We start from the raw sequence: 20837 nt of genomic DNA, 5'->3' as shown, positions 1-20837 counted from the left end.
CTTGTGGCGCGGAATTCGCGCAGGGCTGATGCCTGGCAAGGCTTTGCCGATGGTCGGAGCTCTCCACCCGGGACGGCGTGCGCGGATTGCGTGCACTGAACCCAGAGCGGGAAGGGGACGATCTGCTGAGTGTCCAGACGCCAATAAGGAAGGTCTGGAACGGACTTGCCAAGGCGGAATGGCGCTGCAAACGAAGCAGGCCTGCGTCGCGGGCGGTACCGACTACTCAAAGATCAGGAACATGCGCACCAGACTATCAGGCAGTGTCAAGCTCGGCTTGGGCGACCCGCGGTTTCCCTTGCCCGCTGCTGGCCACTAATCTGGCAAGCTATGGAGTCTGCTCACTATTTCAGCGCACAGCCCGCGGGGCCGTTCACCCGCAAGCCCCTCACGGTGGAACTGGCCGGCGCGACCCGCCGGCTCCAGACATCGGGCGGCATCTTCAGCCCCGACGGGATCGACAAGGGAACAGCGATCCTGCTCTCCGAAGTTCCACCCCCGGCCCCGCAGGGAAACCTGCTGGACATCGGCTGCGGATGGGGACCCATCGCGTTGACCATGGGGCTCATGGCTCCGCACGCGCGCGTCCACGCGGTTGACGTCAACGAACGCTGCATCACTCTGACAAACGAGAACGCTGCCCTGCTGGACCTCCGGAACGTTACCGCTAGCCTGCCCGGCGACGTCGACCCCGCGGTGACGTTTGACACCATCTGGTCCAACCCGCCCATCCGTATCGGCAAGGATGAACTTCACAATCTGCTGCTTACGTGGCTGCCGCGGCTTGCGCCGGGTGGAAACGCCTGGCTTGTGGTCCAGAAAAACCTCGGCGCGGATTCACTTCAGCGTTGGCTTGCCGACGCTCTCGACGATTCATTCTCGGTCTCCCGGGAAAGTACCTCGAAATCCTTTCGCATCCTGCGAATCAGGAAAGCGTCCCGCTAGCAACAATCACGGCGGGGCCGCTGAGCTCCACGTGTTCCTGTCCGCTCGTGCCCGGGAAGAACCGCACCCCGACGACGCCGCCCGGTACGTTGACGCGCCACGTGTCGGGAGCGCCTTCCCCGGCCCAGTGGCGGATTGCGACGGCGGCCGCGCAGGCACCCGTGCCGCATGACTGGGTTTCGCCGACGCCCCGCTCGTGGACGCGCATGGTGATGTTGCCTATCCCGTCGTGCACGAGAGGCTCTGCGGGAACCACGAATTCGACATTTGTACCGTTGACTGGCTTGGGATCCACAACGGGCGCCTTGAAGAGCTGCGTAGCCTTAAGCTCCGAAAGCTCGGCGAGTGCCACCACCGTGTGCGGGTTGCCCATGCTGACCGAAAGAGCGGGCCGGGCAACTTCCAATCCGTCGGCACTGACGAGGGAGTCCATGGCCTTGCTGGTGGCATCCTGCGGGAAAATGAACTCCCAAGGGCCCATGTCAACCGCGTAACCGTCAGCTGTGCGGACGATCTTTTTGATGCCGCCCCGGGTTCCGATCGTCAAGGACTCACCAGCGTTGAGGGCGACAAAACCCTGCTCTATGAGGAAATGGACGAATACGCGGACGCCGTTGCCGCACATTTCGGACAGCGAGCCGTCGCCGTTGCGGTAGTCCATGAACCATTCGGCACCAGGGTCTGCGTCGAGGAGCTGGCGGCCTTCAGCGAGGAAACGCGACGGGACGGCGCGGATGAGCCCATCCCCACCAACGCCAAAGTGGCGGTCACAAACCGCTGCAACCTGCTCCGGAGAGATTTGGTGCGCGTCCTCAGGGTCCGCGATCAGGACGAAATCGTTGCCCGTACCGTGTCCCTTGGAAAAGGCCAATCCGTGCAGACCGGAGGCGGGTACGGCACCGCCGGCAGCGGCGGGCTGCGGGGCGGAAAATGAAAGGGTTTCGTCCATGGATCAAGGCTACCTGTACCGCGGGTTGCGCCTAAATCGCCGACGCCTGGCTTGCGCAGATTTCTGCGGCCTTGGCCACCAAATCGGGGTCCTGCCAGTCAAGCCAGTGGATCCGGGGGTCGGCACGGAACCAAGTGAGCTGGCGGCGGGCGAACTGGCGAGTGGCCACGATGGTCTCTTCGGCCGCCGTGGCCACGTCCGACTCGCCGTCGAGAACCTTGAGGAACTGGGCGTAGCCGAGCGCACGCGAGGCCGTCTTGCCTCGCCGCAGCCCGGCGGCGTCCAGCCGCGCAACCTCCTCGAGAAGTCCAGCGTCGACCATCCGGTGGACCCGCTCGGCGAGCCGATCGCGCAGGACGTCCCGATCGACGTCGAGCCCTATCTGCACGGCCGCCTGAACGTACTCGCGCTGCGGCATGAATGAGCTGAACGGGCGTCCGGTGAGCTCGAAGACCTCCAGGGCCCGGATGACGCGGCGCGCGTCGCCAAGCCTACCCGCCGAAACGGGATCGATGCGTTCCAAGCGTTTTTGGAGGCCGGGTAGGCCTGATGTTTCGTGCTCCTGCTCCAGCCGTTTCCTGACGTCGGGATCAGTGCCCGGGAATTCCAGCACGTCGAGCGCTGCCCGAACGTAAAGTCCTGAACCGCCGACCAGGATGGCCCGCTTGCCGCGGCCCTGGATGTCGCGAATAACGGACCGGCATTCAGCCTGAAAATCGGAAACGCTGGCTTCCTGGGTCACGTCCATGGTGTCCAGGAGGTGGTGGGGCACTCCCCTGCGTTCCGCGACGCTGATCTTGGCCGTGCCGATGTCCATGCCCCGGTAAAACTGCATCGCATCGGCGTTGATGACCTCGCCGTCAAGCCCTAGGGCGAGGGCGACGCCAAGATCGGACTTGCCTGAGCCTGTAGGCCCGACGACGGCGATCACGGGCGGCTTCGGATCAGCTGATCCGGCCGATGCTTCTGTCATGTCCAGCTAGCCGCGTCGCACGGGCAGCGACGGCATGCCTAGGGAGACGCCCCTTGCACCCGAGGACCCGGCACCTGGGGACCCGGCACCGGCGGCACCAGGCGCTGGAGCACCGCAGGAATCGGCCTGCGAGCGGTCCCAGGCGTCTCCGGCACGGGAGCGCCTCAGGCTATAGTCCGCCGTCGTGGCCGGGTCTGAAACGAGGTGGAAGGCTGCTGCCTCGGTGATGGTCACCGTGACGAAATCGCCTGGCCGTGGTGCCTCTGCGCCCTCCGGAACGGAGAAGTGCACCAGCCGTTGGTCCTGGGAGCGGCCGGACAAGCGGTGCGTTTCCTCGGCCTTGCGACCTGACTGAGCCGTGACGAGGAGCTCAACCCGCCGCCCAAGTTGCTTCGCGTTCTCCTCGGCTGCGATGCGGTCCTGGAGGTCCGTCAGGCGCTCATAGCGTTCCTGGACAACCGCCTTGGGCAGCTGGTCCGGAAGGTCCGCGGCCGGAGTGCCCGGGCGCTTGGAGTACTGGAAGGTGAACGCCGAGGCGAAGCGTGACTTCTCGACGACGTCAAGCGTCGCTTGGAAGTCCTCGTCCGTCTCGCCAGGGAAGCCCACGATGATATCGGTGGTAATCGCGGCATTCGGTATCTTGTCCCGCACCTTGTCAAGGATGCCCAGGAACTTGGCGGAGCGGTAGGAACGGCGCATGTCCTTGAGCACCTTGTCCGATCCAGACTGGAGCGGCATGTGCAACTGCGGCATGACGTTGGGGGTCTCGGCCATCGCGTCGATGACGTCGTCGGTGAAGGCAGCCGGGTGCGGGCTCGTAAAGCGCACGCGCTCAAGGCCTTCGATGTCTCCGCAAGCGCGGAGCAACTTGGAAAAGGCCAGGCGGTCACCGAATTCCACGCCGTAGGAGTTCACATTCTGGCCAAGCAGTGTGACCTCGACGGCGCCGTCATCCACCAGCGCCTGGATTTCAGCAAGGATCTCGCCCGGACGACGGTCCTTCTCTTTGCCACGCAGCGATGGGACGATGCAGAACGTGCAGGTGTTGTTGCAGCCCACGGAGATGGAAACCCAACCCGAGTACACGGAGTCGCGCTTGGTGGGAAGGGTGGACGGGAAGACGTCCAACGATTCCAGGATCTCCAACTGGGCCTCGTTGTTGTGGCGTGCCCGGCTCAACAATGCCGGGAGCGCGCCCACGTTGTGGGTACCGAACACGGCATCCACCCAGGGAGCCTTGCGCACGATGGTTTCGCGGTCCTTCTGTGCCAGGCATCCGCCCACCGCGATCTGCATCCCAGGGTTCGCCGCCTTGACCTGCTTGAGCTCTCCGAGGTTGCCGTAGAGCTTGTTGTCGGCGTTCTCGCGGACTGCGCAGGTGTTGAAGACCACGACGTCGGCGACGCCGCCGTCGACGGGCACGTAACCTGCATCTTCGAGAAGTCCGGCCATGCGCTCAGAGTCATGGACATTCATCTGGCAACCGAAGGTGCGGACCTGGTAAGTACGCTGCGCCTCGTTGGCAGGCGCGGCGTCGCTCACAGGGGACGGGCTGGGCAGCTCAAGGGAGGCTGGTGCTGGTGCTACGGAAGGAGAACTCACCAATCTAGGGTAGCCCCTCGGGCTAGTACCAGTTGAAGCCCATCTCGTGCTGCCACGCGTTGCAGGGAGAACCGTAGCGGTCCCGGATGTAGCCAAGTCCCCAATCGATCTGGGTCCGGTAGTTGCTGAGCCAGTCGCTGCCCGCGGAATAGTACTTGTCCGGCGGCAGCGCCTGCGCAACACCGTAGGCACCACTGCTTGGATTGGTGGCATCTGTCATCCAACTTGATTCCTGGGTCCATAGTTGGGACAGGCACTGCATCTGCTCCTGGCCCCAGCCATAGGCACCGAGCCGGGAGGAAGCATATTGCCGTGCCCCTGCCGGGTCGTTGACGACGCTTCCCCCGCCACCGCCTCTGGACCCGGAACCGGTTCCGCCCCCTCCGAGTCCGCTGCTGATGGGCTGTTGGGACTGCTGAGCCTGCTGCGCTTGCCTGTTGGCTTCCGCTGCGGCGGCTTCAGCTTGGCGCTGTGCAGCCTCCCTCTTGGCCTCCTGCGCTGCCTCATATGCAGCCAGCGCCACTTGGCCCTCCTGGTACTTTTCCGCAACGGCGGCGGAAGTGGAGGTCAAGGACGCGAGCTGGGCAACGAGGGTCGTCCGCTGACCTTCCGTGGCGGCGACGCTGTCTTCGGCGGCGCGCCTGGCAGACTCTGCGGTCTGCGCCTTGGCCGCGGCGTCGCTGTCCAACTGTGCCAGGACATCCCGGGCAGCTTGCTCCTGGGCCGTTGCGGCAGCAGATGCCTGGGCCGCGCTGAGTGCATCCGCGTGCAATTTCGCCGTACGATCCAAAACCCGGTTCAGCAAAGCGTAACTCTGGAGGTTGTCAGGTTCGACGGCGGCATTCGCGAGGGACCACGGGCCGGGATCAAATCCACCAGACTCGTATGCCTTCACCACTAAAGAGGATGTGGCCTTCTTCAAGGAATCCGCTTTGGCCCTGGCCTGCTGGGATGCCTCAACGAGCTTCTGGGTCACTTCCTGCTGATGCACCAGAGCCTCATGGGCCTTGGCGTACTCGGTTCCCGCTTTGATGGCGGCTGCACCAAGTTCGCCGGACTTCTGCTGCAGTCCCACCAGCAATTGGTTGATGCGCGCAACTTCGGCGCTCGCGGCCGCCTCATTTCCCTGGGCTTGTTGCACTTCCGCCCAACTGGGATAGCCCGAGGGCGGAGCGTCGTCGGCCGAGGCCGGGACTGCTTGGAGCAACGACGCGACAAGCAAAGGCACAACGACTGCCGAAAGCCGCCACGGCAACGGTTTCATTGGATCTCACCTGCCTCCGAATCGGAACACTAGTCCAGAACCTTAGCCGACGGTCACCAAAGCACATACCCAACGTCGCCGCAGGGCAGGATACTCACAGGTAGATCTCAGTGTGCGGGGCTCCCCGCCTATGTGATCTGGTCCGTCTCCGGGCCGCTGGTTTCCCAGCCATTACGGAACTCCGATTCGCCTGCCAGGGCTTCGTCCAGGACCTCGCCAACGATCCGGAAAGCCGCTGATGGTTGGTAGCCCTTTCGGGCGAGCATCGACGCAAGGCGACGGGTCTGCTTATCGCGTTCGGCCCTGTCCGAAAGGTCGACGCCGGCCCTCAGCCGGCGCGCGACCAGATCCCTGGCCGCGTTCCGCTCGTCGTCATCGCTCAGTTGCGCCAAGGCAGCCTCAGCCGTCTCAGCGTCGATTCCTTTGTCCGCCAACTCACGCCTCAAGGCACCCCGGGCAAGTTTCCTCGACTGGGCACGGCTGCGGACCCACATCTCAGCGAAGTCGGCGTCATTGATGAGCCGAACTTCCTCGAAACGGTCCAATACGGCTTCGGCCACATCTTCCGGCACATTCCGCTCAGCCAGTTTGCGCTCAAGCTGGAGCCTGCTCTTGGGCGAGTTGGTCAGTTGGCGCAACACAATAGTCCGGGCAACCGCTTCCGGATTGGCATCAGGGTCCGCTGCCGCGGACGAATCCGCAGGCGCCTCCCAGGACCGGGCGGACTTCGAAGAAGGGGAAGACCCGAAGGACCGAGAAGAACCCGCGGACCGTGAATGCCCTTGGCGCTTAGCCGTCAACGGCCTTCAGCTTCGGAGACTTCTCGGCTTCGGCAGGTTTGACTACTCCGACACCAAGCTTTTCCTTGATGAGCCGCTCGAGGTCCGCGGCCAGCTCCGGGTTGTCGCGCAGGAAGCGGCGGGAGTTCTCCATACCCTGTCCCAGCTGGTCGCCGTCATAGGTGAACCATGAGCCGGACTTCTTGATGATGCCGTGCTCGACGCCCATGTCGATGATGCCGCCCTCACGCGAAATGCCCTGGCCATAGATGATGTCGAACTCAGCGATCTTGAAGGGCGGAGCCATCTTGTTTTTAACGATCTTGGCCTTGGTGCGGTTACCTACCGAATCTGCGCCTTCCTTCAGCGTCTGGATGCGGCGGACGTCGATGCGGATGGAGGCATAGAACTTCAGGGCTTTACCACCAGTAGTGGTCTCCGGGGAGCCGAAGAAGACGCCGATCTTCTCACGGAGCTGGTTGATGAAAATAGCGGTCGTCTTGGTCTGGCTCAGTCGGCCAGTGATCTTACGCAGGGCCTGGCTCATAAGACGGGCTTGAAGGCCGACGTGGGAGTCGCCCATTTCGCCTTCGATTTCCGCGCGGGGAACCAAGGCGGCGACGGAGTCGATCACGATGACGTCCAAGGAGCCGGAGCCGATCAGCATGTCCATGATCTCAAGCGCCTGCTCACCGGTATCCGGTTGCGAAACCAAGAGCGCATCGGTGTCGACGCCCAGTTTCGCCGCGTATTCGGGATCGAGGGCGTGCTCGGCGTCGATGAAGGCTGCGATGCCTCCCTGACGCTGCGCGTTGGCCACAGCGTGGAGCGCGACGGTGGTCTTACCCGAGGATTCCGGGCCGTAAATCTCAACGACACGGCCGCGAGGCAGGCCACCAATGCCAAGAGCGACATCCAGGGCGATGGAGCCGGTCGGAATGACCTCGATAGGCGCCCGGACCTCGTCACCCAGGCGCATGACCGAGCCCTTGCCGAATTGCTTGTCAATCTGGGCAAGCGCTGCCTCGAGCGCCTTCTCACGATCCTGATTTGCCGCCATGGTTCACACCTCTGATGCTTTCTCGCTGTGGACTGGCCTGAACGGCCGCTTTCCTGTCTCATCCGACGCTAGTACGAGCCGCTGACAATTTTGCGTGCGACTTCGTCTATGTGGAAAACCACAGGATTCGAATGATGCGAAAACCGGTCCGCTAGGGTCAATTTTCCTCTGAAAGGAGCATAGCCTCATCCGAACAGATATTCGAACAAATTTGTTGGCGTGTCCCGGGGAACTGGAATTCAGAACGTCCCTGAGCCCTTGTCGGCGGGCTTGACGTCCCTGCCGAGCCGTCGCTCCGGCGGAACGTCCTGGACGTCGCACAAGGCAAGCCAGACGTCGCGGGGGCTGTAGCCCGCAGCCAAGGCGTCGTTTGCCGTACGGCCGCCGACGCCGGCCAATACAAGGGAGCTGCTGAGGACCCGGGAGTAGCCAGCCCCGAATTCATCGTCCATCAGCCGCCAGAAGTCACTGATCCGCACCAATAGAGTCTCTCACGGGACCGGACTCTAGAATGGTTGTCATGAGCAACACTCCCGACGACGCACCAGAGATGGTGGAGGCAGGCGACAACGTCGACGCCGCCCTCCAGCAGGTGGAACACCAACTGAGCATGTTCTGGCGACGCGCACGGTCGCTGTCCCATCAGTTATCTCGGCAGGTCCATCCCGACATGGAACCAGCTGCTTACGGACTGCTGTCGATCATCCGGAAAGAGGGCCCCATTCGCCTGACGGAGCTCGCCTCGTGCATCGGCGTCGGGAAACCGTCGGTGAGCCGCCAGATCGCATTCCTCGAGAGCATCGGCATGGTCTACAAAGAGGCCGATCCCCAAGATGGCCGTGCACAATCGATCCGGCTCACCCCTAAGGGCGAAGAAAAGATGCACCAGGTACAGGACGCACGCCGGCAGGTATTCCGGGAGCGGCTGGGTGAGTGGCCGCTGGAGGAAATCCAGACGCTGGCAGACTACATTGAGCGGCTCAACGCCGCTTATGGCGAAGGAATCGGCAAAGACTGACACCAAGCCACACAGACGCAAGAAGGAGGACCTCCGACTGGAGGCCCTCCTTCTTCATTTCATGTATTCGGCTATGTGTCACCGCACGGGACCCGAGCGACCGGTCATGAACCGTGCTGGATCGCGCTCGGTAACGGCTTACCGGAGGGCAGGGTCGATCTAACGGGCTCCGGAGAGCATGCCCTGGGTGAAGTCACCGTTCAATTCGGCGCTGAGCTCACGGTCGAGATCGCGGCCATAGCGCTGGGCGAATTCCTGCGGGACGGTGTCCGGAACAGCGACGCCTTCGGCGACGGCAACCCGGTCACTGACTTCGCGGAGCATGCCGGACAACGGAACGTCCAGTGCCGAGCAGATTGAGGACAGCAACTCTGAGGATGCTTCCTTCTGACCACGCTCAACTTCGCTCAGGTAGCCAAGGGAAACGCGGGCGCTGTGCGAGACTTCGCGGAGCGTACGGCCCTGACGCTGGCGGACATCGCGCAGAACATCACCGATTTCGTGACGCAGTACAACCATTTTGCGCTCCTTCTGTTCGCTCGGTGCCTTCTCGGCCAAGCCCACATCCTTCCAGCGGACAACGCCGTTTACGGATACGGGCTGCTTAACCATCTGTATCGCCTTGCTCCCTCGTGAGTCCGGTTCACCGCGAAGGTGCACCGGTTGTTTCTACATCCTAGGCGCCCCGGCCATTCCGAGGCGACACAATGTAACAACTATTGAGCCTCGGTTTTTGTTCCCGGCTACTTTACGCGTGGTAGGTCGGTGCGGACAAGGCACTCCAGCAAGCGCTCCAGCGCGGCCACATTTGCCTGCGCGCGGATAGCGGGGCGATCCCCGTGAAAGGAGTAAGCGTGCGCCGTAGTTCCACTCGACGTCGCGATGCCGATGAAGACGGTTCCCACCGGTTTTCCGTCGTGCGGCAAGGGCCCGGCAACCCCCGTCGTGGACACTCCGACATCGGCTCCGCATGCGCGCCTGGCGCCGTCGGCCATGGCCACCGCCACCGTGGCGTCGACGGATCCGACCGCGGAGAGCAGCTCCGCCGGCACCCCCAGAACCGCCGCCTTCACTGAATTCTGATATGCGACCACGCCGCCCTGGAGCATGCCTGAGGCGCCCGGTGTATCAGCGAGGGTCGCAGCAACCAGGCCGGCCGTCAGCGATTCAGCGGTAGCCACTGTAAGGCCCCGCTCGATGGCGAGGGCGACGGCAGTCGCGGCCACCTTGTCAGCGGCCCCGTTCATGCCGCCCGCCTGCCTGCGGCGCGGAGCTTGACGGCCTCGATGACGTATTCGACGCCTGTCCACACCGTGATGGCGAGGGCGACGATCATGACCCAGAAGGCAACGCTCCCGAGCCATGGCGCAAGGGAATCCAACGGCAGGATGTAAAGGAAGATGGCGACGGTCTGGATGACGGTCTTGAGCTTGCCGCCACGCGAGGCCGGCATGACGCCGTAGCGGATGACAAAAAAGCGCAGGGCGGTGATCCCCCATTCGCGCACGAGGATGAGGATGGTGATCCACCAGGGCAGCTCGCCCAGGGCTGACAGAAGAACCAGCGCGGATCCGATGAGCAGCTTGTCCGCGATGGGGTCGGCTATCTTGCCGAAGTTGGTGACGAGGTTGCGGCTCCGGGCAATGTCGCCGTCGAGCTTGTCCGTGTAGATGGCCACGCCGAAGGCGACCACGGCGGCCCAGCGCCAGATGCCGTGCTGGCTGTTGTCCGCGAGGAGAAACCAAACGAAAAACGGGACCAGGACAATTCGAAGCATCGTCAGGATGTTTGGCAGGTTCCAGATATCCGATCCGTTGGAACCGGCTTTGCTGCCCTCGGATGTAGTCACTCCCCTAGGCTACCGTCCGGTCAGTGACCAGGCGTCCTCGCCGCCGTCGTCCTCGTCATCGGAACTGTCTGCCCCGTCGTGGTAATCCGTCACCTGCTTGCGGCGTTCGAGATCGGCGGCGACCAAGTCTTCGGCGTAGCCTCCGACGGCGATGTTCGCGTTCGCGTTGTCGCTGAGGGCTGCGGTGTGCGCATCAGGCGTAGCTGGAGCCTCCTGGCCCTTCATGGCTGCCAACACGGGAGCGAGGTCGTCCGGCTTGACCAGGACATCACGGGCCTTGGAGCCTTCCGATGGCCCCACGACCCCGCGCGATTCCAGCAGGTCCATGAGGCGGCCGGCCTTGGCGAAGCCGACGCGGAGCTTGCGCTGAAGCATCGACGTGGAGCCGAACTGCGTGGTGACCACGAGTTCTGTAGCCTGCAGCAGGACTTCGAGATCGTCTCCGATGTCGTCGTCGATCTGCTTCTTCTGCGCCTCGGGCGCGACGTCGTCCCGGTAGACGGCCTTGAGCTGGCCCTTGACGTGCTCCACCACCCGATGGATTTCGGATTCCGTGACCCAGGCGCCCTGCACACGCATCGCCTTGGAGGCGCCCATGGGGAGGAAGAGCGCGTCACCTTGGCCAATGAGCTTCTCCGCGCCGGGCTGGTCCAGGACCACGCGGGAGTCGGTGACAGAGGACGTGGCAAAGGCCATGCGGGAAGGAACGTTCGCCTTGATCAGGCCCGTCACAACGTCCACCGAAGGACGCTGAGTCGCCAGAACCAAGTGGATGCCGGCGGCGCGGGCAAGCTGGGTGATTCGGACAATGCAGTCCTCGACGTCCCGCGGGGCCACCATCATGAGATCTGCGAGCTCGTCCACGATCACCAGCAGGTAGGGGTACGGCTTGATGACGCGCTTGGAGTCAACAGGCGGAACCACCTTCCCAGCGCGGACGGCCTTGTTGAAGTCATCGATGTGCTTGAAACCATAATTGGCAAGGTCGTCGTAGCGGGCGTCCATTTCGCGGACCACCCATTGAAGTGCCTCGGCAGCCTTCTTGGGGTTGGTGATGATCGGCGTGATCAAGTGCGGAACACCCTCGTACGCGGTGAGTTCCACGCGCTTGGGGTCCACCATGACCATGCGGACCTCATCGGGTGTGGCGCGCATCAGGATCGAGGTGATCATCGAGTTCACGAAGGACGATTTACCGGCACCCGTGGCGCCTGCCACGAGCAAGTGCGGCATCTTGGCGAGGTTCGCGACGACGTAACCGCCCTCGACGTCCTTGCCGACGCCCATCACCATGGGGTGGTCTGTCCGCCGCGCGTTTTGGCTGCGCAGGACATCGCCGAGGGACACAGTCTCGCGGTCCGTATTGGGGATTTCGATGCCGATGGCCGACTTGCCCGGGATGGGGCTGAGGATACGGACATCGCTCGACGCCACCGCGTAGGAAATGTTCTTGGACAAGGCTGTCACGCGCTCCACCTTCGTGCCCGGCGCAAGTTCAATCTCGTAGCGGGTCACGGTAGGGCCACGGCTGAAGCCGGTGACCGTGGCGTCCACGTTGAACTGCTGCATGGTGTCCGTCAGGGCAGCCACCACGGCGTCGTTCGCTTCCGTGCGTTCCTTCGGGATGGAACCAGGAGTCAGGTTGTCCGACGACGGGAGCGTGTAGGTCACGTCGCCGGCGAGCGAAAGTTGTTCGGTGCGCTGCGGAATCGGCGTCGGAGGCGGTGGCGGACTGACAGGCGCCGAAGGCACAATGACGGGCGGCACGGCCGCCGAAAGGGCTGCGGCCGGCGCGATCATGGGGATCGCTTCCGTGGCGTTTTCCGCATCTGTCTTCGAGCTTCCAAGTCCCTGTGCGGCCTTGATCTTCTCGACGGCGATTTCGGCTTGGGTCGGGCGACGGACCCCGGGCGGCACGGAAGGCGCGCCCTTCGCGGGAGGGGCGTCGTCGTCGACGATTGCGTGCTCGAACGCTTCATCGCCGACGTAGCCTTCAAGCCCGGTGTCGTCGTCGTGGTCCTTGCCGAAGAAGCGCTTGCGGCGTTTCTTCTTCGGCTCCACGGCCGCCTCGTTTTCGTGGAGGTAACTGCGATCGTGCGAATCGCCGTGTCGTGCGTCGGCATCAACCAGGTCGACGCCCATGAGGTGCTCGTACGCGCCGCGGATACGCCGGGGAATGGCGCCGAAGGGCGTGGCCGTGACAATGAGGAGGGAGACGAACGCCAAGGCGCCGTAGGCGATGACTGGTACTGCGGGATGAATGGCGGCAAGCGGCGATGCCGCGAGGAAGCCGAGCATTCCCCCGGCTCGCCGGAGACCATCGAAGCCATCAGCGACCGTCGGCTGGCCCCCGATGATGTGGGCCAAACCGGTGCCGGCGAAGGTCATGATCAGGAAGCCGATGCCCACGCGGTTGTTGCCACGGCTGTCCCACGGCTGGCGGAAGAGGCGGAATGCGCAGACGAAAAGCATGAGCGGCAGAATAAGCGACACCCAGCCGAAGGTCCCGTTCACGATGCCATATACCACGTCCGGGAACCAGCCTTTGAAGCCCCACCAGGCGAAGGTCGCGATGAAGACACCGAGCGCCAGGTTGAAAAGCGCGGCGCCGTCCCGGCGGTCCGCGGGATCAAGGTCGCTGACGTCGTGGCCGATCCGGCGAATGCCTGCACCCACCACGTGCCCGATTCCCAGCCATGCCCCGGCAAATGCACGCAGGAGCCACGGTTGTTGGGGTTCGACGACGGCAGTCTGCTTGCCGCGGGCTGTCGCTGTGCCGCTCCTGCCGGACTTGGCCGGGGTTCGGCCGCTGCCCGAGCCGCCGGATTTGTTATTGGAGCTGCCTCTAGGCGCGGAGGTAGTACGAGTCGCCATATCCGCCACGCTACCCCAGTCCGTGCGGAATCCCGCGGATTTCAGGGGCGCGGAGGAAGCATGTTGCCCCTGTTGAACAATCAGCGGGGCTCGGTGTCACCTCGACCCGGGCCCGAACACACGAACAGCCCGGTTCATAAGAACCGGGCTGTTCGGAGACTGGCTCCGGGGCGTCCGTGCTGGCTATGCCCCCGGAAGCTTCGCCTCCAGAAGCTAGGCTTCCAATACCAACGGGATGATCATGGGTCGCCGGCGAAGCTTGCGGTTGACCCAGGTGCCGATCACGCGACGGACCACTTGCTGGAGCTGGTGGGTGGTGTGGTCCGCATGGTGGAGCACTGCGTCTTCAAGGGCCGCGTTGATCTTGGGGATGATCTCATCGAACACGGAATCGTCCTCGGCCACGCCGCGGGCGTGGATCTCGGGGCCTGAGACAATCTTGCCCGTGGTGCGGTTGATCACGGTGATGACGGAGATGAAGCCCTCGTCGCCGAGGATCCTGCGGTCCTTGAGGTCGGCGTCGGTGATTTCACCCACGCTGGAGCCGTCCACGTACACGAAGCCCACTTCAACTTGGCCCACGACGTTGGCCTTGTGGTCCCTGAGGTCGATGACCGTGCCGTTATCGCTGAGGATCACGCGGTCCGAGGGGACGCCGGAGTCCTCCGCCAGGTTGCCGTTGGCGATGAGGTGGCGGGTTTCGCCGTGCACGGGCATGGCGTTCAGCGGTTTGAGGATGTTGTAGCAGTAGAGCAGTTCGCCCGCGGCCGCGTGGCCGGAAACGTGTACCTTGGCGTTGCCCTTGTGGACGACGTCGGCGCCGAGTTTGAGCAGCCCGTTGATGATCCGGTAGACGGCATTCTCGTTGCCAGGGATGAGGCTTGAGGCCAGAATGACTGTGTCGCCCTGTCCGACCACTACTCGGTGGTCGCCATTGGCCATGCGGGACAGTGCTGCCATGGGTTCCCCTTGGGAGCCAGTGGACATCAGGACTACGCGGTGGTCAGGCAAGTTTTCGATGTTCTTGATGTCCACGAGGATTCCCGGTGGGACGTCAAGGTAGCCCAGCTTTGCCGCGATGGCCATGTTGCGCACCATCGACCGGCCCACAAAGGCGACGTTGCGGCCGTGCTTGGCGGCGGCGTCGAGAACCTGCTGGACGCGGTGAACGTGCGACGAGAAGGACGCAACGATGATGCGCTTCTTGGCCTGGCCGAACAGGCGGTCCAGCGTGGGACCGATTTCCTTCTCGGCCGTGGTGAAGCCTGGGACATCCGCGTTGGTGGAGTCGGCCATGAACAGGTCCACTCCTTCTTCGCCGAGGCGGGCGAAGTGGCGCAGGTCTGTGATGCGGCCATCCAGGGGCAGCTGGTCCATCTTGAAGTCGCCTGTGTGCAGCACATTGCCGCCGGCGGTTCGAATGAAGACAGCCAAGGCGTCCGGAATCGAGTGGTTGACTGCAACGAATTCACATTCGAACGGCCCGAACTGCTCCACTTGTCCTTCGGCAACCGTGAGCGTGTACGGCTTGATCCGGTGTTCCTGGAGCTTGGCCTCAATGAGGGCAAGCGTCAGTTGGGAACCGACCAAGGGCAAGTCCGGGCGCAGGCGAAGAAGGTACGGCACAGCGCCGATGTGGTCTTCGTGGCCGTGCGTCAGGACGATGGCAACGACATCGTCGAGCCTGTTTTCGATGTACGAGAAATCGGGCAGGATGAGGTCAACGCCGGGCTGTGTCTCTTCAGGGAAGAGCACGCCGCAGTCGACAACCAGCAGCTTGCCGTTGATTTCGAAAACGGCCATGTTGCGGCCAATCTCCCCCAGCCCTCCAAGGGGCACAATCCGGAGTGTTCCCTGCGGAAGTTTGGGCGGGGTGGCAAGTCCGGGAAGGGCGGTTTGGGTCATAATGCGCTACTTTCCGGCGGAATCCTTCTAGACAGTGAAGTCCATTCCAGCTTCCGCCAAGTCCTCGCGGATGATTGCGATCTCGGCGGCGTCCGGCTCCACGAGGGGCAAACGGACAACCGAGTTGGGCAGGACTCCCTGCCATTTAAGAATTTGTTTGGCGGCGACAGCGCCTTGGACCCGGGTCATGGTTGCACGGACCACAGGCTCGAGTTCGAAATTGATCTTGCGCGCCGTGCCGAAGTCGTTCGCGTTGATGGCGTCGACCAGCTCACGGAACCGGCGGGTGACGACATGCGTCGTGACCCCTACCAGGCCGACGGCGCCCAGCGCCATCCACTGGAGGGTCAGGCCATCGTCACCCGAGTAGAAAAGAAGGTCGGTTTCAGCCATAACGCGCGTTGCGGCGGCGAAATCGGCTTTGGCATCCTTGACCGCGACGATGTTGGGGTGGGCGGCAAGACCGATCATGGTCTCCGGTGCGATCTGGATGGAAGAACGCCCGGGAATGTCGTACAACATGACGGGAAGCTCGGTGGCCGACGCAATGGTCTCGAAGTGGGCCCGGACGCCGGCCTGGCTCGGCTTGTTGTAGTACGGCGTGACGATCAGGAGGCCGTCGACGCCGAGCTTCGCGGCTTCCTGGGAGAGGTGCACCGAGTGTGCGGTGTCATTGGTTCCGGTTCCCGCGATGATCGCAGCGCGATCGCCGACGGCTTCCTTCACGGCGCGGAACATGCCGAGATTTTCCGCATCCGTGAGCGTGGACGTCTCTCCGGTTGTTCCCGTGACAACCAAGCCATCGCAGCCGTCGTCGACGAGCTTGACTGCCAGTTCCGCTGCCTGCTTGTAATCGACTTCGCCGTCCTTGGTGAACGGGGTGACCATGGCGGTCAGAAGGGTACCGAGAGCAGGAACGTTCGCACGAGAGTCAGACATATGAAAAACGTTACCCTGTCAGCTGCGGGATAGGAGAATGGCGGCGTCGTGATTGTCGTCAAATTCACCGAAATGGGAGCAAAGCCTCAGGCTGAAGCGTCGCGAGGGCGATTGCCGAACACCGTGCGAGGGGGCGTCCTCGAGCCATCCTTCGCAGCCGTCTCCGGCGAGCAATACCGGGCAACCGCCGATTCCCGCAAGCGGTCCGCCCAAGCACACAACCGCTGGGCGGCACGCACATAGTCGAACAGTTCAACAGGGGTCAACGATTCGAGGTCAGTCTCCGCGAGCCGCCTGGCAAGCTCAGCTCCCGGTTGCTGATCGCCCAGAACAGTTCCCTCGCGCAGCCACTGCACATCTTCTGGCGGCTCACCCGCGACGAGTTGCCGGAAGAGGAAATCGACGACGCCCGGGCTCATCGCCTTCATGGGCCCGTCCAGGCCTTGGGGGTACGCGTTCGGCCGCTTCGAAGGATCGCTCATGCAGCCATGGTATTCGAACATATATTCGAATACAAGATTCCTGCGTTCGGACCGACCGCGGCTACTGCTCCGCCGCGGTGGGCCGGGCACGGAAGAGGCGTACGGCGTCGCGCATGGACTCCCTGGCACGCTTGCGGTCGCCGGCAGCATCGTAGGCGCAGCTAAGCCGGAACCAGGAGCGCCAGTCCTCGGGCGCAGCCTCGGCCTCCACACGGTACTTCTCGAACTCTGCGTCCGCGGCGGCCCGGACGATGCGCCCACCAGGCGTACGCGGCAGGTTGTCCACCGGCAGGCCGCCCTCGGCTTCGAGCACCTTGGCCATTTTCTCGGTACGGGCGCCAAATAGCAGTTCGCGGATTAACGCCCAGGCTCCGATGATGGGGAGCACCAGGTAGGCCGCGCCGATTCCCTTGGCTACCAGGTTCTGGTCGCTGAGCAGCAGGATCGAACGCTGGAAGGTGACCACCAGGTAGAGAACGAGCAGCAGCGTGACAGCACCGACCCAGATCTTGGTGCGGTTCTTCTTGAATGCGTTCCAGAGCGAACCCATGCGCCTACAGCCCCAAGTCCAGGTAGCCGTCCAGGCCGACTGTCAGCCCGGGGTGGGCCGCAACGTTGCGCAGTCCCAGCAGCACGCCGGGCATGAAGGAAGCCCGGTCGAAGGAATCGTGGCGGATGGTCAGCTGCTCCCCCGGACCGCCGAGGAGCACTTCCTGATGCGCCACGAGCCCGCGCAGGCGGACGCTGTGGACGCGGACACCGTCCACGTCGCAACCGCGCGCACCGTCGAGGGCCGTGTCCGTGGCGTCCGGGCTGACAGGGACGCCGGCTTCTTCGCGGGCGGCCGCAATGAGCTGGGCCGTACGGACCGCCGTACCCGAAGGTGCGTCCACCTTGTTGGGGTGGTGAAGCTCGACGATCTCGACCGACTCAAAATATCTGGAGGCTTTGGCCGCGAACGCCGAGGCGAGGACGGAACCGAGGGCGAAGTTCGGTGCGATCAGGACGCCCGGGCCGGGGTTCGCGGCGAGCAACTCGCGCAAAGCGGCAAGCCGCGCGGCGTCCCAGCCGGTGGTGCCGACAACAGCGTGCATACCGTGTTCGACGGCGAAACGGACGTTAGCTTCGGTGCTGTCCGGAACAGTCAGGTCCACAACATACTTGGCACCGGCGTCGAGCAGTGCATCAAGGGAATCGCCGCGTCCGAGTGCCGCCACAAGCTTCATGTCGGCGGCTGCCTCCACTGCCTTGACGGCCTCGATACCCATGCGCCCGTGGGCGCCCAGCACGGCAACAGCAAGTTGTTCGGTCATGCCCTTAACCCTACCGGGCGCAGTGCCCCGGGATCGCCCCGCCCGGTTGGTGGTTGCCCCAACGTGGGGTCGCCGGAACCGTGCCGGTTCGCCCGAACGCTCCGGCGAACCGGCACCGTTCCGGCGATTTCGACGGGAAGCGAGCTACTCCCCCGCACCGACCCATTCCACCGTGCCGTCGCTGAAGAATTGCTCCTTCCAGATGGGCACCTGCGCCTTGATCCTGTCCACAAGCTCCGAGCACACGGCGAAGGCCTGTCCACGGTGGGCAGCAGCAACGGCACAAACGAGCGCAGGCTCACCGATCTCCAGCATGCCGATCCGGTGGGCCGCCCAAATGAGGACAGGCTGGGCAGCCTCACCCGAGTGCTCCGCCACGAGCTGCGCCACGACGTCGGCCATGACCTGGTGGGCGGTGGGGTGGGCGCTGTAGCTGAGCCTGTCCACGGGCTTGCCGCCGTCGTGGTTCCGGACAACGCCGCTGAAGCTCACCACCGCTCCCGCCGTGTCGGATTCCACGGCCGCGATGGCTTGATCCACGGAAATCGCTTCAGCGCTGAGGATCGCGCTGATTACTTCGAAGTCGGTTTCAGTGGTCATGGTTTCCCTCCAACTGATCGCACAGGTGGGCGATGACGGGATCAAGGACGGCAAGCCCGTCCATCACTCCCTTCGGCGAACCCGGCAGATTCACGATGAACGTCTTGCCCGCAGTGCCCGCATGCCCCCGGCTGAGCATGGCCATAGGGGTTTTGGCCGCTCCGGCGCGGCGGATGCCTTCCATGAGGCCGGGTATTTCGCGATCCAACAAAGGCAGCGTGACTTCAGGAGTACGGTCGTCGGGGCTGAGGCCCGTGCCTCCGCTGGTAATCACGACGGCGGGTTCCAGGGTCAGGAGCGCGCGGATTGCCGCACCGACCGGCTCGCCGTCCGGTACCACCATGACCGGGAACGTCTCGTAGCCGTGTTCGGCCAGCCAGTCCAGGATCACGGGACCGCTCCTGTCCTCGTAAATTCCCGCCGCGGCGCGGGTGGAGGCAATGACGACGCCGGCCTTCCGTGGACCACGCTGGGGTTCGCAGGCGCTCATGCGCGTGACCCCTCACTGGGCGTGCCGGACGAGATTGGACGGGCCCAGTCGCCGCTCTTTCCGCCACTCTTGGCGAGCACCTGGATGCCGCTGATCACCGCGTGCTTGTCGACTGCTTTGATCATGTCGTAGACGCTGAGCGCCGCCACGGATGCCGCGGTCAACGCTTCCATCTCCACGCCAGTGACGCCCCTGGTCTTGACCGTCGCCAGCACCCTCACTGTGTCCGGACCGAGTTCGAAGTCCACGGTGACCTTGGAAATCGGCAGCGGGTGGCACAGCGGGATGAGTTCGGGGGTCTTCTTGGCCGCCATGATCCCGGCGACGCGCGCCACGGCCAGGGCGTCCCCCTTGGGAAGCTCACCGGCGCCGAGCAGGGCAATTACCTCGGAGGTGCTGTGGACGGTGGCGGTGGCGATAGCCTCGCGCGTGGTCACGGCCTTCTCGGAGACATCGACCATTTGGGCTGTTCCATCCTGGCGCAAGTGGGTGAGGCCGCCAACCATGCCGGCGGAGTCTGAAGTGTCATTCACAACATCCATACTTCCACTTCCGCCCCGGCGTCGAGTTCCGTGACGTCCGCCGGAACCTGGACCAGCGCGTTCGAGTTGGCCAGCGCATGGATGAGATGCGAACCGACGCCGCCCTCCAGCCGGACTGATCCACCCGGAAGCAGGGTTCCGCGGCGCACCTGGTGCTTGCCCGCGGGAGAGGTGAGCGACTCAGTAAGGCGCGCCTGCAGGCTCGGCCGCAATGCCGGGATTCCCACGACGACGGCGAGCGCGGGGCGAAGGAACATTTCGAAGGACACAAGGCAGCTCACCGGGTTGCCGGGAAATCCGAGGAGGGGCACGCCGTCGAACTTTCCGATCCCTTGAGGACCGCCGGGCTGCATGGCCACGGACACGAACTCGACCGCTTGGCCGTCCATGGCCTGCTTCACCACTTCGTAGGCGCCCTTGCTGACTCCCCCGGTGGTCACGATGAGGTCGATTGCTCCGAGGTGGGCATGCAGCAGGTCTTCCAGGGCAGCAGGATTGTCACTGCTGATTCCCGTCCGCGTGACCCGGAGACCGGATTGCACCATGGCGGCTTCCAGCAGGGTTCCGTTGGAATCGTAGATCTTGCCCTCCGGCAGGGACGTGCCGGGTTCCACGACTTCATCGCCCGTAGTCACCAGGAGCACGCGCACTGGCGTGCGGACCTCGACGGCGGTCATCCCCAAGGCGGCGAGCAGCCCCAACTGCCCGGGCCCAAGGGCAGTTCCGGACCGCAAGGCAACGGTCCCTTCGGTGATGTCGCTCCCGGCGTCGCGGACGAACGTTCCCGGCTCGGTTGTCGGAAGGCGGACGGTTGCCGACACCCCGGGCGCGGGGAAGACATCGGGCACCGCCTGTTCGATGGGCACGACGGCGTCGGCACCCTCGGGCATCATGGCGCCGGTCATGATCGGGGCCGCGGTGCCGGGCATTAGCCGCGCCGGGAACGCGCCCGCCGGAACCGGATCCACGACCGTCAGCTCCGCTCCGACGTCGCTCCCTGAGTGAGGTGCGAGGTCCGCCGAACGGACAGCAAATCCGTCCATCTGGGAGTTGGCGAACGGTGGCAGGCTGAGCGGCGCCAGGACATCATCGGCGAGGACGCGGCCGAGCGCGGCCATCAAGGGCAACTCCTCGGTGCTCCCTAGGCGCGCAAGGCCTGACAGAAGCTCCTTGACGGCTTCGCGGTGGGCTGCGACGGATCTGGCCACGGTGTTCCTCCCGATTGTTTTCGCTCAGACCTACACAGCCTAGTG

22 protein-coding genes are annotated in these 20837 nt (G+C 64.1%); 2 read left to right on the top strand and 20 right to left on the bottom strand.

Translation table 11 applies throughout. The features are described from left to right. The first annotated feature begins 330 nt into the window (after positions 1-330). Positions 331-945, top strand: a complete 615-nt coding sequence (locus LFT43_RS06990) for a class I SAM-dependent methyltransferase (protein ID WP_395801788.1) — start codon at positions 331-333, stop codon at positions 943-945. On the opposite strand, the gene dapF is transcribed toward LFT43_RS06990, so the two are convergent. The 7 genes from dapF to LFT43_RS06955 all read right to left on the bottom strand — a co-directional run bounded on the left by dapF (position 926) and on the right by LFT43_RS06955 (position 8051). After that, positions 926-1894: a diaminopimelate epimerase gene (dapF, locus tag LFT43_RS06985; RefSeq protein ID WP_395801787.1), complete on the bottom strand. Its 969-nt coding sequence runs from the start codon at positions 1892-1894 to the stop codon at positions 926-928. The genes LFT43_RS06990 and dapF overlap by 20 nt on opposite strands. A gap of 31 nt (positions 1895-1925) precedes the next feature. After that, positions 1926-2867, bottom strand: a complete 942-nt coding sequence (miaA, locus tag LFT43_RS06980) for a tRNA (adenosine(37)-N6)-dimethylallyltransferase MiaA (protein WP_395801786.1) — start codon at positions 2865-2867, stop codon at positions 1926-1928. A gap of 6 nt (positions 2868-2873) precedes the next feature. Beyond that, on the bottom strand, positions 2874-4343 hold the full coding sequence (gene miaB / locus LFT43_RS06975; protein ID WP_395802951.1) for a tRNA (N6-isopentenyl adenosine(37)-C2)-methylthiotransferase MiaB: 1470 nt from the start codon (positions 4341-4343) through the stop codon (positions 2874-2876). 148 nt (positions 4344-4491) lie between these two features. Continuing rightward, positions 4492-5733: a lytic transglycosylase domain-containing protein gene (locus tag LFT43_RS06970; protein WP_395801785.1), complete on the bottom strand. Its 1242-nt coding sequence runs from the start codon at positions 5731-5733 to the stop codon at positions 4492-4494. 128 nt (positions 5734-5861) lie between these two features. Further along, positions 5862-6374 carry a regulatory protein RecX gene (locus tag LFT43_RS06965; RefSeq protein WP_395801784.1) on the bottom strand — a complete coding sequence of 171 codons (513 nt, stop codon included), beginning with the start codon at positions 6372-6374 and terminating at the stop codon, positions 5862-5864. A 148-nt stretch (positions 6375-6522) separates the two neighbouring features. Continuing rightward, the gene (gene recA / locus LFT43_RS06960; RefSeq protein WP_234753124.1) at positions 6523-7572 is read right to left on the bottom strand and encodes a recombinase RecA; all 1050 of its coding nucleotides are present in this window, start codon (positions 7570-7572) and stop codon (positions 6523-6525) included. A 239-nt stretch (positions 7573-7811) separates the two neighbouring features. Next, on the bottom strand, positions 7812-8051 hold the full coding sequence (locus LFT43_RS06955) for a DUF3046 domain-containing protein (protein ID WP_234753123.1): 240 nt from the start codon (positions 8049-8051) through the stop codon (positions 7812-7814). Between the two features lie 41 nt (positions 8052-8092). Between LFT43_RS06955 and LFT43_RS06950 the strand changes: the two genes are divergently transcribed. Beyond that, a complete protein-coding gene (locus LFT43_RS06950) occupies positions 8093-8590 on the top strand; it encodes a MarR family winged helix-turn-helix transcriptional regulator (RefSeq protein ID WP_184735788.1) in 498 nt (165 codons plus the stop codon). 159 nt (positions 8591-8749) lie between these two features. Here LFT43_RS06950 and LFT43_RS06945 read toward each other — a convergent pair whose 3' ends face one another. From LFT43_RS06945 to glp, 13 genes are all read right to left on the bottom strand, one after another. After that, positions 8750-9202: a helix-turn-helix domain-containing protein gene (locus LFT43_RS06945; RefSeq protein ID WP_265978371.1), complete on the bottom strand. Its 453-nt coding sequence runs from the start codon at positions 9200-9202 to the stop codon at positions 8750-8752. A 131-nt stretch (positions 9203-9333) separates the two neighbouring features. Beyond that, positions 9334-9837, bottom strand: a complete 504-nt coding sequence (locus tag LFT43_RS06940; RefSeq protein ID WP_395801783.1) for a CinA family protein — start codon at positions 9835-9837, stop codon at positions 9334-9336. Further along, on the bottom strand, positions 9834-10439 hold the full coding sequence (gene pgsA, locus LFT43_RS06935) for a CDP-diacylglycerol--glycerol-3-phosphate 3-phosphatidyltransferase (RefSeq protein ID WP_395801782.1): 606 nt from the start codon (positions 10437-10439) through the stop codon (positions 9834-9836). The genes LFT43_RS06940 and pgsA overlap by 4 nt, the downstream gene beginning before the upstream one ends. Before the next feature lie 9 nt (positions 10440-10448). Beyond that, positions 10449-13313 (bottom strand): DNA translocase FtsK, encoded by a 2865-nt coding sequence (locus LFT43_RS06930; RefSeq protein WP_395801781.1) that lies wholly within the window; start codon positions 13311-13313, stop codon positions 10449-10451. Between the two features lie 213 nt (positions 13314-13526). Beyond that, entirely contained in the window at positions 13527-15218 is a 1692-nt protein-coding gene (locus tag LFT43_RS06925; protein WP_395801780.1) for a ribonuclease J, read from the bottom strand. A gap of 27 nt (positions 15219-15245) precedes the next feature. After that, positions 15246-16157 carry a 4-hydroxy-tetrahydrodipicolinate synthase gene (dapA, locus tag LFT43_RS06920; RefSeq protein WP_395801779.1) on the bottom strand — a complete coding sequence of 304 codons (912 nt, stop codon included), beginning with the start codon at positions 16155-16157 and terminating at the stop codon, positions 15246-15248. Positions 16158-16243: 86 nt separating this feature from the next. Further along, positions 16244-16639, bottom strand: coding sequence for a hypothetical protein (locus LFT43_RS06915; protein WP_395801778.1), 396 nt, complete (start codon positions 16637-16639; stop codon positions 16244-16246). Between the two features lie 61 nt (positions 16640-16700). Further along, positions 16701-17189: a hypothetical protein gene (locus LFT43_RS06910; RefSeq protein ID WP_395801777.1), complete on the bottom strand. Its 489-nt coding sequence runs from the start codon at positions 17187-17189 to the stop codon at positions 16701-16703. A 4-nt stretch (positions 17190-17193) separates the two neighbouring features. Further along, complete coding sequence (gene dapB, locus LFT43_RS06905; RefSeq protein WP_395801776.1) at positions 17194-17952, bottom strand: 4-hydroxy-tetrahydrodipicolinate reductase; 759 nt, start codon at positions 17950-17952, stop codon at positions 17194-17196. A gap of 144 nt (positions 17953-18096) precedes the next feature. Continuing rightward, positions 18097-18552 carry a molybdenum cofactor biosynthesis protein MoaE gene (locus LFT43_RS06900; RefSeq protein ID WP_395801775.1) on the bottom strand — a complete coding sequence of 152 codons (456 nt, stop codon included), beginning with the start codon at positions 18550-18552 and terminating at the stop codon, positions 18097-18099. Next, entirely contained in the window at positions 18542-19042 is a 501-nt protein-coding gene (locus LFT43_RS06895; protein ID WP_395801774.1) for a MogA/MoaB family molybdenum cofactor biosynthesis protein, read from the bottom strand. Before LFT43_RS06895 ends, LFT43_RS06900 begins: the two co-directional genes overlap by 11 nt. After that, positions 19039-19584, bottom strand: coding sequence for a cyclic pyranopterin monophosphate synthase MoaC (moaC, locus tag LFT43_RS06890; protein WP_395801773.1), 546 nt, complete (start codon positions 19582-19584; stop codon positions 19039-19041). Before moaC ends, LFT43_RS06895 begins: the two co-directional genes overlap by 4 nt. After that, positions 19572-20792 carry a gephyrin-like molybdotransferase Glp gene (glp, locus tag LFT43_RS06885; protein WP_395801772.1) on the bottom strand — a complete coding sequence of 407 codons (1221 nt, stop codon included), beginning with the start codon at positions 20790-20792 and terminating at the stop codon, positions 19572-19574. The genes moaC and glp overlap by 13 nt, the downstream gene beginning before the upstream one ends. Positions 20793-20837: the final 45 nt, after the last annotated feature.

Source organism: Arthrobacter sp. FW306-04-A (genome assembly GCF_044358315.1).
GTDB lineage: Bacteria > Actinomycetota > Actinomycetes > Actinomycetales > Micrococcaceae > Arthrobacter.
This window is presented reverse-complemented; position numbering and strand designations above follow the sequence as displayed.